Raw genomic sequence first — 15,008 nt, 5'->3', positions numbered from 1 at the left:
CGTTGAAGCAGGTGGTGTGTGTGAAGGGGTAAGGAATATGAGTCAAACATCGAGTAGCTATCTGGTGGAATTGGTGAGCCCCGCGATAGCTGAATTGCGGACCGAGCTAATCCGAGCGCGTTGCGCATTTCAGTTCAACGTCTTTCAGGTGGAGCCCTATCGGTATTCGGAGGATTTGCACAAAGCAGCACTGGCGATGGCCTTTCAAGAAATTGACATAAAGGCTGACATCCAGAGTGCAAAAAGCAAGACCCTGCTGGCCGGTGAGTTTGACGCGCTTGTAACAACGCGGGGGTTGCCTGAGATCCACCCCCCGTTGTTTCACGCCTTTCGTGATCCACCTTACGGCACCAGTTGGACAGATTCCGACGCTCAAGAGAATTTCGTGAAGTGGCTGAAGCTTCTGGGGGCGGATCGGACAAATAACCTATGCGTTTTGGATTGGGTTGGTGACCCTGATCAGAATCCAGGGCGCAGTGGGTGGAGTACCTACTTTGATTCCGGCAAGGAGTGGTGGGGAATTTGGTGTCTCACAATCTGGAACCCGGCTCGCAACACCATTTCCGTCCTTGTGGCGAGTCAAACAGATTGAAATGGGGTGAGCCCCGCAAAAGGACGTGTGATGAAGAGCGGAAAGCAAAGGCGGGAGGAGATCAAGGCCAAGCGCCTGGCACGCCTGAGCGCGGCGCGGGCACCCAACCCCTTTATTTCAACCAGGTCAGTGCCTTTGGGCGCTGTGGCGGCGGACCACGCGCAACTGGCGCATAACACCACCTGGAGTTTGTTGCCCTCGTTCTACATCGACACGCCCTTTGTCTGCAAGGACTGCGGTGCGCACGAGGTGTGGACGGCAAAGCAGCAGAAGTGGTGGTATGAAATCGCCAAGGGTCGTATTGAAAGCTGCGCGGTGCGCTGCCGTCCTTGCCGTCTGTTGGAGCGTGCGCGAGTGGAAGAGGCGCGGCGCGTGAGCCAGGCGGGCTTGGCTTTGAAGATAGAAAAGAAGAACAATGAAAATTGAAGTTAAAAACATAATTGAACTGGATGGCTCGCAAGGCGAAGGTGGCGGGCAGATCTTGCGCACCGCGCTGGCGCTCAGCCTGGTGACGGGCAAGCCGTTTCGCATGGACAACATCCGTGCGAAGCGGCCCAAGCCCGGCTTGATGCGCCAGCACCTGGCCTGCGTGAACGCGGCCGTGTCTGTGGGCGGCGGCGTCGATCAGACTTCCGCCGTCAATGCCACCGGTCAGGCGGTGCAGATTGGCGAAACCACGTTGCTGTTCACGCCAGGTGAGGTGCGCGCGGGCGACTACGAATTTGCGGTCGGCTCGGCCGGCAGCTGCATGCTGGTGCTGCAAACCGTGCTGTGGCCGCTGCTCCAGGCCAGGGCCGCCTCCACGCTGCATCTCAGCGGTGGGACGCACAACCCGATGGCGCCGTCGTGTTCCTTCCTGTCGCTGCTGGCACCTTGTTTCGCCGGCAATGGAGAGGCCCTGTTTGACATTGAGTTGCGCCGCCACGGTTTTTACCCGGCGGGAGGCGGGGAGGCGCGCGTGCGCCTGAATCCGCCCACGCAGGGCTTTTCGGCCATTCACCTCATGGAGCGCGGCGCGTTGCTGGAGGCTTATGCCGAATGCCTGCACGCTGGCCTGCCCAGAGGCGTGGCGGAACGTGAGCTGGACGTGCTGCGCAAGGGGCTGGGTTGGGAAGAAGGCTGCCTGCGCGACCGCGGGCTGCGCAGCAACGAAGGGCCGGGCAACGCGCTGTTGGCCGTCCTGCGCTATGAGCACATCACCGAGGTCTTTGCGGCCTATGGCGAAAAGAGCGTGAGTGCCGAGCAGGTCGCCCGCCGCGTGCTGCAGGAGGTGAAGGCCTACCAGGCCCACGAGGCGCCGGTAGGCCCGCACCTGGCAGACCAGCTGATGATTCCCATGGCACTGGCGGGCCTGCAGGGTCGGATGGGTCGCTATTGGGCGACGGAGCTGACCGAGCACACCCGCACCAATGCGCGGACCATCGAAGCCTTCCTGCCTGTGAAGTTCTCGTGCGAGCCATGCGGTGGCGGAACGGTGATTTCGCTGCAGGTGTAATGAATGGCCGGGTCATTCCTGGCCGATGCATGCCGATGTGAAAAGGTGCCGTGCATTGCTGGTGTTGAGTCCGGGGCCAGAGAAGCCTTACAGTATGGGCTGGTCGCATGAGGAACCTGCATGTCCAACGGCAAAAATACACTACCATCCGGCGCCCCCGATAAAGCCCAGATCGAGAACGCGATCGAAAAGGTCAATCGGCAGATCAAGATTCTGCGGGCCTTCAAAATATCGGTGACGCAAACCGGCTGGGATTCGAGCGTGGAGTCCCTGCAAAAGAAAGTCAACACCACCCTGGCCGACAGCTTTGGCGTGGGCACGCCCGAATACCGGCAGTTTGCCGTCGCGATACAGGATTTTCTGCTGGACAAGACTTTCGGCGACCGCTTCACGGACGACGAACGCCAGCAAAAAGTCAGGCAAGGGATCGATCTGGCCATCATGCGCGTGAATGCGGCCAAGAAGCTGCTGAGCGACTACCTCGATGGCACTGCAGCGCCGATGGTGGACCCGGTTGTGGAGGCGAAACCGGTGTCACCGCCCCCACCAGCACCAGCACCAGCACCAGCACCAGCACCGGAACCGGAGCAGATCTCCACACCTTCACCTTCCATTCCAACGAGGATGCCCATGTCCAAGACAGATCTCCCTTTCTCTTCCGCCACGGCACCGCAAGCCGTGTCCGGTTCTCGCGTGGCTATCCTGGGCCTGGGCGGAGATGCCGTGGGCGATGCGTGCCAGTTCATGGAGCAGCTGGGGCTGGAGGCGGCGATACTCGACGCCGTCTCCATCGATCAACTGGAGGGGCTGCGCAATGTGGCGTTTTTGCTGCTCCTGCCGGGCAACAAATCCGATGCGCCTGCGGCCATGCTGGCCATTGGATTCATGCTGGCCGCGCTCGGCCGCAACCGCATTGCCTGCCTGCTGTCCCAAGACGACGCCTTGCCGGATGTCCTGAAGGGCGCCACAAGCATTTCGGTCGATGAGGCAGGCCTGTGGCGGCTGCTGCTGGCACGTGAGATGAAGCGGGCAGGCCTGGAGGTGGATCTGAACCTTGCCATGTGAGTGGCACCCCGGCGGCATGAGTGGTGTCAGCGTGCCGTGGGTTTCGTTGCTGCATCGTCAGGCAGCATGGCAGCGTCTCTTTGCATCAAGGCACGGACCAGCCAGGCGAACCATGCAGCGGCAATCGCCGCTGCAATCCAGACCAGCATCTGCCCCAGCCGGGCCTGGTCGTCCAGCAGGTAGGCGTTGCAGACGCGTACCGGCGAAGTTTCATACAGGTTGCCCACGACTGCCATCATCGGCAGCACATTGCCCAGAAAGAAACCCTGCACCAGCAGGCCCGCCGCGTGCCAGGACAAGCGCACGGCGGCGCCGCAGGCCAGCAGGGCCAGGCTTTTCAGTATTTCGATGCGGCTGTCCACCAGCGCCAGGTCCAGTACGCGGGGAATCATCATGATCGCGAGCATCATCGCGGCCGCGAACAAACCGCTGATGCCGTGGGCATTCCAGAGCCCCAGGCGAGCCAGCCAGCGCCCCGGCAGTGCTGCGGCGAGCAGATAGCCGGCGAGCGCCAGCAGGGGATACTGCACCAGCATGTGAAGGGTCATGCTGGCTTCCAGCCCATGCCGCAGGCCGGGCAAGGCCAGCAGGCACAGCAGGGCGACGGCCATAACCGCCAGGGTGCCGCGCGAGGGATGCGCCAGCCTCTTCATGGTGAGGCCGCCTGCGCAAGGTGCTGCGCATAGTCGAGCGCGAGCTGTTGTTCCGCGTAGTCAAAAATGCGAACCAGCCGGCCTTTCTGGTCGATGACCAGCAGCGCCGCGTTGTGTTCAAAATCGCCGCGGCCGTCAGGGACCACCACGACCTGGAAATCCGCCAGCAGGCGCTGGGTGTCCCGCGGGTTCTGCACGCGCACAAAGCGCCATAACGCCGGGTCGGCGCTCAATCGCGCTGCATAAGTTTGCAGCACGCCAGGGCTGTCGTAACTGCCGTCGAAGCTGATCGACAGCAGTTTCACGTGGCTGCTGCGCTCCTGCAAGATTCGCTGCATTTGCTGGAAGCTGCTGCCCATCGCCAGGCAGACGGTCTGGCAACGTGTATAGACGAAATCCACCAGCGTGACGGACTGCCCGTCGGCGAGCCGCTGCGATAGCGTTTGAGGGGCGATGCCGGGCCCGTCGACGCTGACTGCGGGAGTTGCGACAGGTCGCAGCGCAACTTCGAGTCGGCGGGCGCCCTCGGCGGTCCAGACCTGGAAGTCGTGCGTCAGCCACGTGGCGGCGCTATAGCCTGCCAGGGCCAGCATGGCGCTCAGAAAGGCGGTGCGAAACATCGAAGGGCTCAGGAGGCTTTGGCCGTCAGCGCCTTGAGCTCGGCGCCGCCGTTGAACGGTGCGGTTCGCGTGCCGGCCTTGCGTTCGGCCTCGAACAGCTCGGGCTTGATGGCTCCCGCCTTGTTGGACCATTCGGCGCGGATGTAGCTCGCCACCGCGGCCAGTTCGGCATCGCTGAGCTGCCCGAACGCCGGCATGGCGCCCTTGAAGGTATTGCCCATGACGGTGATTTCGCCCGTGACGCCATGCAGCAGGATGTTGGCCACGGTGCGCTCGTCGCCGGTGACCCATTCGGAGCCGTCCAGCGGTGGAAACACGCCGGGCAGCCCTTTGCCGGTGGCCTGGTGGCAGGCCACGCAGTTGGCGGTGAACAGCTGTTTGCCGTTGGCCGCAGCGCCTGGCGCGGGCCCCGAGAGATCCGCCAGGGTGCGCTTGTCCCCCAGGTCGGCGCGGCCGAAGGAGCCGGACAGCACGATGTAGCCCGCGCCCCATAGCACCAGGGCCAATGCCCCGACCAGGAAGATCAGCGGGATGGGCTGGCTTTTTTCAGAGGGCTCCGCCTGTTCCCGCTCCTGGGCCCGGCTTTCAGATGTCTTGTCGTTCAACATGGGATGACCTTGTGTGGCTCAGGGCTTGGGGGCGGGTGGCAGCACCGGGTAGGTGTGGTTCAGGCCCTGCAGGTACTTGACCAGGTCCAGCGCCTGGGGCGAAGGCACGACCACCTGGCCGATGTTCGGCCCATAGGCGGGTGGCAGCGCCAGCGGTTGCTCACCCTCGCTTTCGGCGTCTTTCGCGTCCTTTACCGTGAAGAGATATGGGTAGGACGGCATGATGGAGCCGGGCACATAGGCGCGCGGCTGGTACAGGTGGCCCAGGTGCCAGTCCTTGCTCGGCTGGCGCGCCCCGATGTTGAAGAGGTCCGGCCCGGTGCGCATGCTGCCCAGCAGGTGCGGCTTGTCATAGAAATAATCGCCCGGCACCGAGGCCCGGCCCCAGCCGCGTTCGGCATCGGGGCCGAAGTTCCGGTCACGCGGCTGCTGGCTGTGGCAATACACGCAGCCATTGGCGATGTAGACCTCGCGCCCGCGGAGTTGGGCACTGGTGTAGTTTTTCAGCTCCGGCGGCGGCTTGATGTCGCGCACCTGCATGTAGGGCATCACCACCAGCGCTGCCGTGGCGATGCCCAGGGCCACCATGGCGCCCGATGCCAGCTTGACTTCATTTTCCATGAGCGGCTCCCATTTCAGCGCTGCGTGCGTCGTTGGGCCAGAAGAGGGCGGCGCCCGCGCGGCCCGGCCCGAAACGAAGCGCCATGGTCAGGAAATGGCCGACGAACACCAGGTGGCTGAGTACCATCAGGCCGCCACCCACGGATCGCCATTTCAGGTAGGGCAGGGTCAGCTCGACGGAAGCCATGAAGGGCTGGGCGGCATCCAGCATCGCCACACCTTGAAGCCAGCCGCCGATGGTGAGCCCGACAAAATATATCGTCACCCCGACGGCCGCCAGCCAGAAATGCAGGGTGATCAGTTTCGGGTAGGGCCACTCCCAGTTCAGCACGCGGGGCATCATGAAGTAGATGGCGCCGAACAGCACCATGGTGACAAAGGCATAGGCGCCCAGGTGCGCATGAGCCACCGTGAAATGGGTGAAGTGGGTGATCTGGTTGACGCTGCGCAGCGCCTCCAGCGAGCCCTGCAGCGATGAGGCGAGGTACATCAGCCCGCCGAACATCATGAAGCGCAGCGTTGGCGAATAACGCGCCAGGTGCATGCGCCCCTGCAGCGTGGCGCCCATGTTGATGCTGAAGGCGATCACGGGGATCACCATCATGACGCTCTGCACGATCGACAGCGTGATGAGCCAGCCGGGCACCGGGCCACCGATGAGGTGGTGGCCGCCGACCTGCCCGTAGAAAAATGCCAGCGTCCAGAAGCCCAGCAGCGAGAGGTTGTAGGAGCGTATCGGCCGGCCGATGATTTTGGGCAGGAAGTAATAGATGGCACCCACGCTCACCGGCGTGAACCACAGGCCCAGCACGTTGTGCCCGTACCACCAGTTGGTGGTGGCCTGCTGCACGCCGGTGTGCACGCCGGGCATCTTGCCGACCAGGAAAAGCAGGGCAATCCACAGCAGCGCCGCCGTCATGTACCAGACGCTGACGTACAGGTGCGAGACCTTGCGGTTGACCAGCGTGAACAGCACCGGCAGGATGACAAGGGCAAAGCCGGCGAACATGAAGATCGCGATCTGCCATGGAATTTCCAGGTATTCCATGCCGTCGTTCCAGCCGGTCGCGATGGCGCCTATGCCCCCTGCGATGCCCATGTTGATGAGCGCCCCGCCCAGCATGACCCAGATGGCGCCGTAGAGCCGGGTGCGCAGCAGCCGCGGCAGCAGCCACACGATCATTCCCAGCGCGGCATTGGTGATCCAGCCGTAGAGCACGCCGGTCAGGTGCACCGTGCGTATGCGGCCGAAGGTCAACCAGGCATAGTCGGTAAGCCAGTCGGGCTCATGCAGCTTGATGGACGACACCAGCCCCGCCATCGAGCCCACGATGAGCCACAGGCAGGCAAAGGTGATGAACATGAACACCGGAAACGCGGTAGAGCGGTCGGACGTGATGCGGTCCAGCAGCTCGGCGGCATCGGCGGCGTGGGTCTTGATGCCGCCTTCCTTCACGGCCTTCTGCATCGACGCCTGTGCCACGTCCTGTAGCGCGGGGTCGTCGACCTGGCCGATCTCGCCGTGCGCGAAGATGACGGAAGCCGCGACAGGGTTTTCTACCAGTAGTCCTTTGCGCAGCGACCAGATAAAGACAAAGAGTCCGATGATGGACAACAGGAAGGCGCCCAGAAGGCTGAGGGCGGCGCTGTCCATCACGCGGTTCCTCCAGCGGACAAGGCAGGTGCGGGGCCATATCGATTGCCCTTGCACCACCCCCCGGCAAGGCCGGGTGGAGGCGCCGCGCGCCGTGAGGGCTGTGAAGCCTGAACGCTCATGCGTGATGCAGTGGTCATGATTTCTCCGGTATGGAGGGAAACCTGCGCTTGCGCGAAGGTCCTCTGGCGTCCTGAGTCGCGATGGGCCGCGGGAGCTTGCCGCAGATGAGTCATCCTACGCCTTTGTCTGCAGTCCGTCTGCTCGGCCGCCCGCGGTTCGGCGTCTGCTATTGATTTTGTAGCTGTTTGCGCCCGTCTGAATTGGCCTGCAGCCTGAATCAATGTATTGATATAGCTTAAGCCAGGCCTCATCAAGCCGTGTTAGCCTCGCGGCCATGTTGAACCGCATCCCCTCTTTCCTGCGCCATGTCGGCCCAGGCGTTGTCACCGGCGCTGCCGATGACGACCCTTCCGGCATCGCTACCTACACGCAGGCGGGGGCGCAGTTCGGCACCGGCCTGCTCTGGACGGTGTTTTTGTCGCTGCCTTTCATGATCGCCATCCAGCTGGTGAGCGCCCGCATAGGTCGCGTCACCGGCAAGGGTGTGGCGGCCAACCTGCGCGAGCACACGCCACGTGCCTTCCTGATGAGCATGGTGTTTTTGCTGGTGATTGCCAACACCATCAACATTGCCGCCGACATTGCCGCGATGGGCGAGGCGCTGCAGCTGGCGGTGGGCGGCGGCGACCACTTTCATGCAGTGGCCTTCGGCATCATCACCGTGCTGCTACAGGTGTTTGTGCCTTACCGCAAGCTCGCACCCATTTTGAAATGGCTCACGCTCTTTCTCTTTGCCTATGTCATCGCCGTGTTCCTGGTGCAGGTGCAGTGGGCCCAGGTGCTGCATGACCTGGTCGTTCCCAAACTGCAATGGACCTCGGGCTACTGGATGATGATCGTCGCGTTGCTGGGCACCACGATTTCGCCTTACCTGTTTTTCTGGCAGGCCTCGCAGGAGGTGGAAGAGCTGCGCCTGAAGGGCGGGGTACTGGGCGCCGAAAAGAAGATCCGCCGCGACCTGCGCCGCGTCAAGCGCGACACCTACATCGGCATGTTTTTCTCGAACGCCATCGCCTTCTTCATCATGGTGCTGGGCGGTGCGGTGCTGTATGCGGCCGGTATCCATGATGTGACATCAGCCGCGCAGGCGGCGCAGGCGCTGCGGCCGCTGGCCGGCGATTTTGCCTTCGCGCTGTTTGCCGGCGGCATCATCGCCACCGGTTTGCTGGCCGTGCCGGTGCTGGCCTCATCGGCCGCCTATGCGGTGGCCGAAGCCTTCGGCTGGCCCGAGGGCCTGGAGCGCCACTGGTACGAAGCCAAGCGCTTTTACGCCATCATCGTCATCGCCACCGTGGTGGGCACCGGCATGGACTTCACCAGCATAGACCCGATGAAGGCGCTCTACTGGAGTGCCGTGATCAACGGCGTGGTGGCCGTGCCCATCATGGCGGGCCTGATGCTGCTGGCCGGCCGGAAATCGGTAATGGGCAATTTCACCTCCGGTTTCAAGACCACCTGGTTTGGCTGGGGCGGTGTGGTGGTGATGGGCTTTGCTGTGGCGATGATGTTGCTGGATTTGATCCGCCCCTTGTTCTAGTCTCCCCGGCGACGAACCCACAAACGCTGCGGCCCCGCGCCCTGCCCGGCCAGCTGGTCATAAGGGTTGCGCAGCCGGCATTTGTCAATCGACAGGCAGCCGCAACCTATGCAGTCGTCCAGCGTGTCGCGCAGTTTCTTGAGCTGGGCCATGCGCTCATCGAGGTCGGCGCGCCAGGCGGCCGACAGTCGGGCCCAGTCCGCGCGGCTGGGCGCTGCTTTCGCGGGCAGGGTGGCCAACGCGGCTTCGATGTCCGCCAGCGCGATGCCCACCCGCTGCGCGACGCGCACAAAGGCTACGCGCCGCAGCATTTCACGCGCGTAGCGGCGCTGGTTGCCCCCGGTGCGGTTGCTGCTGATCAACCCTTTTTTCTCATAAAAGTGCAGGGTGGACACCGCCACGCCGCTGCGGCGCGCCATGTCGCCGACCGWGAGYGTGGGGAARATGCCGRCCTGTTCCAGTTCCGTRCCCATGGATTTCCTTGAAAAAATGCTTGACCTCAACTTTACTTCAGGTTTCAGACTCCTCATTTTGCAGGCCAATCCGGCCCGCTTATTTCAAAGGAGTTGTTTTCATGTCCAGCGATTTATCAAGCCCCGCTTCCGCCTCCGTGTTCCGCGTCGACAAATTCGTCGTGCCCTCGCAATCAATCTCCGCTTTTGTCGAGCGCATTCACCAGGTCCAGCGCATGCTGGGCGAGCAGCCCGGCTGCCTGCAAAAACATGTGCTGACCCAGACGGGTGACAGCAGCGAGTTCGATGTGGTGACCGTGGTCGAGTGGGCCAATGCCGATGCGGTGGCCGCCGCCCAGACCGTCATGCAAAAGCAGCTCGCCAGCGAGGGCTTTGACATCCAGGCGTTCAGGAAGAAGCTGGGCGTGCGCGGCGACTCGGGGATGTACCGCGAGGCTTGAACGCCGTGTGATTCAAGGCCTGCCCAGCGCCTCGAGTACGTTCTCCGGCGTGGCCGGCGCTTCCAGCACAACGGCCCGTCCAGGACGCGCTGAAGCAATCGCATCGCGCAAAGCCTCGTACACACTGATCGCCAGCATCAGCGGCGGCTCGCCCACGGCCTTGCTGCCGAAGACGTTGTCTTCGCGGTTGGGCTCGGGCCACAGGTCAACTTTGAGGTGCTCGGGCACATCCCCGGTGGCCGGAATCTTGTAGGTGCTGGGTGCGTGCGTGGTCAAGAGGCCCTTGTCGTTCCACACCAACTGCTCGGTCGTGAGCCAGCCCATACCTTGCACAAAACCGCCTTCGATCTGACCGATGTCGATAGCGGGGTTGATGCTGGTACCCACGTCATGCAGGATGTCGACTTTCAGCACGCGGCTTTCGCCCGTCAGGGTGTCGATGGCGACTTCGGTGCAGGCCGCGCCGTAAGCGAAGTAATAAAACGGCCGGCCGGTCAACGTGGCCTTGTCGTAGTGGATTTTCGGCGTGCGGTAAAAACCGTCGCTCCAGAGCTGGATGCGGTTGGCATACGCCAGCTTCACCACCTCGGTGAAGGGCCGCGCGCCTGCGGGTGTGATGACCTCGCCGCCTTCAAACTGCACCGCACCCGCACCGCAGCGGTCCAGGCCGGCAACAAATTGCGCCAGGTTGTCGCGCACATTGCGGGCGGCGTATTGCGCGGCGCGCGCGTTCAGGTCGGTGCCGGCTGAGGCGGCGGTGGCTGACGCATTCGGAATCTTGCTGGTGTCGCTGGCTGTGGCCAGCACCTGGTCGAAGGGCACGCCCAGTTCATCGGCCACGATCTGGGCGACTTTGGTGTTCAGCCCCTGGCCCATTTCGGTGCCGCCGTGGTTCACCTGCACGCTGCCGTCGGTGTACACATGCACCAGCGCGCCGGCCTGGTTGAAGAGGGTGGCGGTAAACGAAATGCCGAACTTGACGGGCGTGATGGCGATGCCGCGCTTGATGACCGGACTTTGGGCATTCCAGGCGGAAATGGCCTGGCGGCGTTGTGAATAAAGCGCGGACAGCTCCAGTTTTGATAGCAGCGGGGCGAGGATGTTGTCCTCGACCTTCATCTGGTAGTGCGTCACATCGCGCTCGCCGATGCCGTAGAGGTTGCGTTTTCGCACAGCCAACGGGTCCAGGCCCAGCGTACGCGCGATGTCGCCCATGATGGCTTCAATCACGATCATGCCTTGCGGCCCGCCAAAGCCGCGGAAGGCGGTGTTGCTTTGCGTGTTGGTCTTGCAGCGGTAAGACGCGATCTCCACGTCTTCCAGAAAGTAGGCGTTGTCGGCGTGGAAGACCGCGCGGTCGGCCACCGGGCCCGACAGGTCGGCGCTGAAGCCGCAGTTCACCGCCATCATGAGCTTGAGACCGCTGAGCCGGCCGGTGCCGTCAAAGCCCACGTCGTATTCATACGCAAACGGGTGGCGCTTGCCGGTGACCATGAAGTCGTCGTCGCGGTCCAGCCGCAGCTTGACGGGGCAATGCAGTTTGTGGGCAGCAATGGCGGCCCAGACGGCCATCTGGCCCGACTGCGTTTCCTTGCCGCCAAAGCCGCCGCCCATGCGCCGGCATTCGACGCGCACTGCGTGGTTGGCGATGCCCAGTGCATGCGACACCCAATGCTGGATCTCGCCGGGGTGCTGGGTGCTCGAGTAAACCAGCCATTGCTGCTGTTCCTGCGGCACCACGTAGGCAACCTGGCCTTCGAGGTAGAAATGCTCCTGGCCGCCCACTTCGAGTGTGCCGTGCAGTGTGTGCGCGGCCTTATTCAAGGCGCTGGCCGCATCGCCGCGTTTCACGAAGACCGGCGGCAGCACATAACTTTCGGCCTTGAGCGCGTCGTGCACGGTCAGCAGGGCGGGCAGGGGTTCGATGTTGCACACCACCTTGCGCGCGGCGCGGCGGGCCTGCATGACGGTGTGGGCCACTACCACGCCGATCACCTGGCCGATGTGCTGCACGGTGCCCTGCGCAAACACCGGTTCGTCGTGCGAGAAATTGCCCAGCACCGGGTCGCCCGGAATGTCGCGTGCCAGGATCACATCGCGCACGCCCGGCATCGCCAGCGCTGCGGCGGTGTCAATGCCCCGCAGCTTTCCGTGTGCCACGGTCGACAAAATGGGCGCGGCATGCAGCGTGCCGCGCACTTCCGGAATGTCGTCGACATAGGTGGCGGCGCCAGCGACTTGCGCGCGGGCGCTTTCATGGGGTGTGGAGCGGCCAGCCGCCTGCGTGCCTGCAGGTTTTTGGGTCAGCGACGTTTTTTCCGCCAGGTCTGCGGGGGGCATATCGCCAGCGCGGGCATTGGCTGCGCGCACGTCCGGGTCGGCCACCGCATCCCGGCTGACGGAAACATCTTTCGCGGCGTTCATGTGGCTTCCTCCAGCCGGAAGCTGGCCAGGTTGATCTGCTGCAGGCCTTGGCTTTCCAGCCAGTAGCGCTGGAGCAGGTTACCCAGCACCTGGCTGCGGTAGGCCGCGGAGGCGCGCATGTCCGAGATGGGTGAGAATTCGGCGCGAAACGTAGCGATGGCGTGCTGCACAGTGGTCTGCGTCCAGGGCTTCCCTGTCAGCGCCGCCTCGGTCTGGATGGCACGCACCGGCGTGGCGGCGACGCCGCCCGCACCGATGGAAGCAGTGATAACGGTGTTGTTTTCAATCTGCAGGTTGATTGCCAGGCAGACGGCGGAAATGTCGTCGTCGTAGCGCTTGGAGATTTTGTAAACCTTCATCGCCTCCCGGGGCTGTGCCTTGGGTACCTTGACCCAGGCCAGCACTTCGTCGGGCGCCATCACATTCTTGCGGTAGCCGGTGTAAAGCGCTTCCACCGGCATTTCGCGGTGGCCGCGCAGGCTCATCAGGACGATGTTTGCACCGAGTGCAATCAGCAAGGGCATGGAGTCGCCAATCGGCGAGCCGTTGGCGATGTTGCCGCCCAGCGTGCCGGAATTGCGCACCGGCAGCCCGGCAAAGCGGGCGGCGAAGTTGTGCAACTGCGGCCGGTCTTTCACCAGCGCCGCATAGGCGTCGGCCAGTGTCACGGCAGCGCCGATGGCGATGTGATGCGGGTAGTCTTCGATGCGGCGCAGCTCCCGCACTTTGGTGACATCCAGCACTTCCCCGAACTGCATGTGCTGCTTGGTCACCCACAAGCCCACGTCGGTGCAGCCGGCCACCAGCTGGGCGCCGGGGTGGGCGGCGCGGGCCTGCAACAGGGCTTTCAGTGTTCGCGGCGACTTGTAAGCCAAATCGGCCTGCAGCCCAATAGGGGCGGGCGCAAGCAGCTCCAGTTTTTGTAGCAAACCGGCTTCGTCGATCCTCACGGGAGGCAGGCTGCCCATGGTCTGCGCGGCCTCCAGGATGGGCCGGTAGCCGGTGCAGCGGCAGAGGTTGCCGGAGAGTTCTTCCTGCGCCAGCTCCCGCGTGACGGGCTCGCCCTTGCAGACGTGGTTTTGGTACATGCCGAACAGGCTCATCACAAAGCCGGGTGTGCAGAAGCCGCATTGGGAGCCGTGCTTGTCCACCATGGCTTGCTGGGCGGGGTGCAAGGCGTCATCCTCTGCAATATCCTCTACCGTCCAGAGTGCCATGCCGTCGATGGAGTGCGCAAGACGAATGCAGCTGTTGATGGCACGGTATTCAAGCTTGCCGCCGGCCGCCTCGCCCAGTACCACGGTGCAGGCGCCGCAGTCACCTTCGCCGCAGCCCTCCTTGGTGCCGGTGCAGGCCAGGTCCTCGCGCAGCAGCTCCAGCAGGGTGCGGCTGGGTGGTACATTGCTGACGGAAACAACTTCACCCCGCCTGACGAAGCGGATGGGTCTGGAAAAAGATGGGACAGCCATGCTTCAGGTTAAACAGTCATGCCGCGGCCAGCATACAAAAGTGCATATCAACCGCATGGGTGAAAAGGTATGAAAGACCAGGCGCTTTTCGACAAGATAGACCTCCATCTCATCAGGGTCTTGAATACCGTGCTTACCGAACGCAGCGTATCACGCGCCGCCCTCCGCCTGGGCATGTACCAGCCCGCCGTCAGCGCGGCGCTCAAGCGCCTGCGCACGCTGGCGGGTGACCCTATCCTGGTGCGGTCCGGCGCCGGCATGGTGCCTACGGATGCGGGCCTGCGCATGATCGAGCCCTCGGCCAGCATTTTGCGCGCGGCCGGCATGCTGTTCAGCGATGCGCGCGGGTTTGATCCGGCCACGGCAGAAACTACCTTTCGCCTGGCAGCCAGCGACTACCTGGACCCGTCTTTCCTGCCGCAACTGGTGGCGCAGATCAAATCCCAGGCGCCGCTCTGCCATATTGAAATCCACCCACTGTCCGCTGAATCCGACTACCGCATGCACCTGGCGCAAGGCCAGGCCGACATCGTCATAGGCAACTGGGCCGCGCCGCCCGACGACCTGCACATGGCGCGCCTTTTTGGCGACGAAGTGGTGTGCCTGGTCGCCAAAGACCACCCGGCCGTGCGCCGCGGCTGGGATGCCGCGACCTGGCTGGAAGCCGAACACATCGCCCCCACCGCCACGCACCCGGGCGCCAAGGGCGTGATCGACGAGCACCTCGACACCCTGGGCATGGTGCGCAACATCACGGTGCGCTGCCCGCACTTCAGTCTCATGCCGTCCATGGTGGCATCAAGCTTGCTGGTGATGACCACCGGGCGCCAGTACTGCGAACGCTTTGCCAGCCTGTTGCCGGTGAAAATACTGCCTACCCCGATCGCCTTTCCCCGCATGATGTATTACCAGCTCTGGCACGAACGCACACACGCCTCCAACTCGGCCCGGTGGCTGCGCGAGCGTGTCAAGTCTGTGGCCTCGACGCTACGAAAAGAATAGCTGCTTGCGTCCGTCCTGTATGGGCTGCAGCCAGAATTACCTATAAACCGAAGACAAAACCGGATACCCAGAGACAATGACCGCAGCCCCGCCCCAGACTGACAGCCCGCCCGGCCAGCCGCCGCGGCTGCAGCTTTCCGGCATCACCAAAAGCTACCCCGGCGTGGTGGCCAACAGCGGCATTTCGCTGGTGGTGCAGCCCGGTGAAATTCACGCCGTGCTGGGTGAAAAC

Annotated in this window: 15 protein-coding genes and 1 pseudogene; 8 read left to right on the top strand and 8 right to left on the bottom strand. The window is 63.4% G+C overall.

From position 1 onward, the window contains the following. The 4 genes from AC1D1P_RS03730 to AC1D1P_RS03715 form a co-directional block, all read left to right on the top strand. A partial coding sequence (locus AC1D1P_RS03730; RefSeq protein ID WP_477672117.1) for a hypothetical protein occupies window positions 1-592 on the top strand: 592 nt, incomplete at its 5' end. A 30-nt stretch (window positions 593-622) separates the two neighbouring features. Then, complete coding sequence (locus tag AC1D1P_RS03725) at window positions 623-1,018, top strand: zinc-ribbon domain containing protein (protein ID WP_477668134.1); 396 nt, start codon at window positions 623-625, stop codon at window positions 1,016-1,018. 10 nt (window positions 1,019-1,028) lie between these two features. After that, on the top strand, window positions 1,029-2,087 hold the full coding sequence (rtcA, locus tag AC1D1P_RS03720) for an RNA 3'-terminal phosphate cyclase (RefSeq protein WP_477672118.1): 1,059 nt from the start codon (window positions 1,029-1,031) through the stop codon (window positions 2,085-2,087). A 120-nt stretch (window positions 2,088-2,207) separates the two neighbouring features. Next, a complete protein-coding gene (locus AC1D1P_RS03715) occupies window positions 2,208-3,152 on the top strand; it encodes a hypothetical protein (protein ID WP_477672116.1) in 945 nt (314 codons plus the stop codon). A gap of 26 nt (window positions 3,153-3,178) precedes the next feature. Here AC1D1P_RS03715 and AC1D1P_RS03710 read toward each other — a convergent pair whose 3' ends face one another. The 5 genes from AC1D1P_RS03710 to AC1D1P_RS03690 are packed head-to-tail and all read right to left on the bottom strand — an operon-like array spanning window position 3,179 to window position 7,308. Next, entirely contained in the window at window positions 3,179-3,805 is a 627-nt protein-coding gene (locus AC1D1P_RS03710) for a hypothetical protein (RefSeq protein WP_477672115.1), read from the bottom strand. After that, window positions 3,802-4,425, bottom strand: a complete 624-nt coding sequence (locus tag AC1D1P_RS03705; protein WP_477672114.1) for an SCO family protein — start codon at window positions 4,423-4,425, stop codon at window positions 3,802-3,804. The genes AC1D1P_RS03710 and AC1D1P_RS03705 overlap by 4 nt, the downstream gene beginning before the upstream one ends. 8 nt (window positions 4,426-4,433) lie before the next feature. Continuing rightward, window positions 4,434-5,033 carry a c-type cytochrome gene (locus AC1D1P_RS03700; protein WP_477672113.1) on the bottom strand — a complete coding sequence of 200 codons (600 nt, stop codon included), beginning with the start codon at window positions 5,031-5,033 and terminating at the stop codon, window positions 4,434-4,436. A gap of 18 nt (window positions 5,034-5,051) precedes the next feature. Beyond that, on the bottom strand, window positions 5,052-5,654 hold the full coding sequence (locus AC1D1P_RS03695) for a cbb3-type cytochrome c oxidase subunit II (RefSeq protein ID WP_477668129.1): 603 nt from the start codon (window positions 5,652-5,654) through the stop codon (window positions 5,052-5,054). Next, on the bottom strand, window positions 5,644-7,308 hold the full coding sequence (locus AC1D1P_RS03690) for a cbb3-type cytochrome c oxidase subunit I (RefSeq protein ID WP_477672112.1): 1,665 nt from the start codon (window positions 7,306-7,308) through the stop codon (window positions 5,644-5,646). Before AC1D1P_RS03690 ends, AC1D1P_RS03695 begins: the two co-directional genes overlap by 11 nt. A 397-nt stretch (window positions 7,309-7,705) precedes the next feature. Here AC1D1P_RS03690 and AC1D1P_RS03685 point away from each other — a divergent pair, with 397 nt between their 5' ends. Beyond that, complete coding sequence (locus AC1D1P_RS03685) at window positions 7,706-8,968, top strand: Nramp family divalent metal transporter (protein ID WP_477647846.1); 1,263 nt, start codon at window positions 7,706-7,708, stop codon at window positions 8,966-8,968. Here AC1D1P_RS03685 and soxR read toward each other — a convergent pair. Beyond that, window positions 8,965-9,441 carry a redox-sensitive transcriptional activator SoxR gene (gene soxR, locus AC1D1P_RS03680; RefSeq protein WP_477672111.1) on the bottom strand — a complete coding sequence of 159 codons (477 nt, stop codon included), beginning with the start codon at window positions 9,439-9,441 and terminating at the stop codon, window positions 8,965-8,967. The two genes, AC1D1P_RS03685 and soxR, sit on opposite strands and share 4 nt — an antisense overlap. 101 nt (window positions 9,442-9,542) lie before the next feature. Between soxR and AC1D1P_RS03675 the strand changes: the two genes are divergently transcribed. Then, window positions 9,543-9,881 (top strand): antibiotic biosynthesis monooxygenase, encoded by a 339-nt coding sequence (locus tag AC1D1P_RS03675; RefSeq protein WP_477665506.1) that lies wholly within the window; start codon window positions 9,543-9,545, stop codon window positions 9,879-9,881. 12 nt (window positions 9,882-9,893) lie between these two features. Here AC1D1P_RS03675 and xdhB read toward each other — a convergent pair whose 3' ends face one another. Both xdhB and xdhA read right to left on the bottom strand, forming a co-directional pair. After that, window positions 9,894-12,305, bottom strand: a complete 2,412-nt coding sequence (gene xdhB / locus AC1D1P_RS03670; RefSeq protein WP_477672110.1) for a xanthine dehydrogenase molybdopterin binding subunit — start codon at window positions 12,303-12,305, stop codon at window positions 9,894-9,896. Continuing rightward, window positions 12,302-13,774: a xanthine dehydrogenase small subunit gene (gene xdhA, locus AC1D1P_RS03665; RefSeq protein WP_477672109.1), complete on the bottom strand. Its 1,473-nt coding sequence runs from the start codon at window positions 13,772-13,774 to the stop codon at window positions 12,302-12,304. Before xdhA ends, xdhB begins: the two co-directional genes overlap by 4 nt. Before the next feature lie 69 nt (window positions 13,775-13,843). Here xdhA and AC1D1P_RS03660 point away from each other — a divergent pair, with 69 nt between their 5' ends. Next, window positions 13,844-14,776 (top strand): LysR family transcriptional regulator, encoded by a 933-nt coding sequence (locus AC1D1P_RS03660; RefSeq protein WP_477672108.1) that lies wholly within the window; start codon window positions 13,844-13,846, stop codon window positions 14,774-14,776. 76 nt (window positions 14,777-14,852) lie between these two features. Beyond that, window positions 14,853-15,008, top strand: a pseudogene (locus tag AC1D1P_RS03655) (ABC transporter ATP-binding protein); the annotation flags it as partial.

The organism is Polaromonas sp. P1_E1_2 (assembly GCF_056406035.1).
This window is presented reverse-complemented; position numbering and strand designations above follow the sequence as displayed.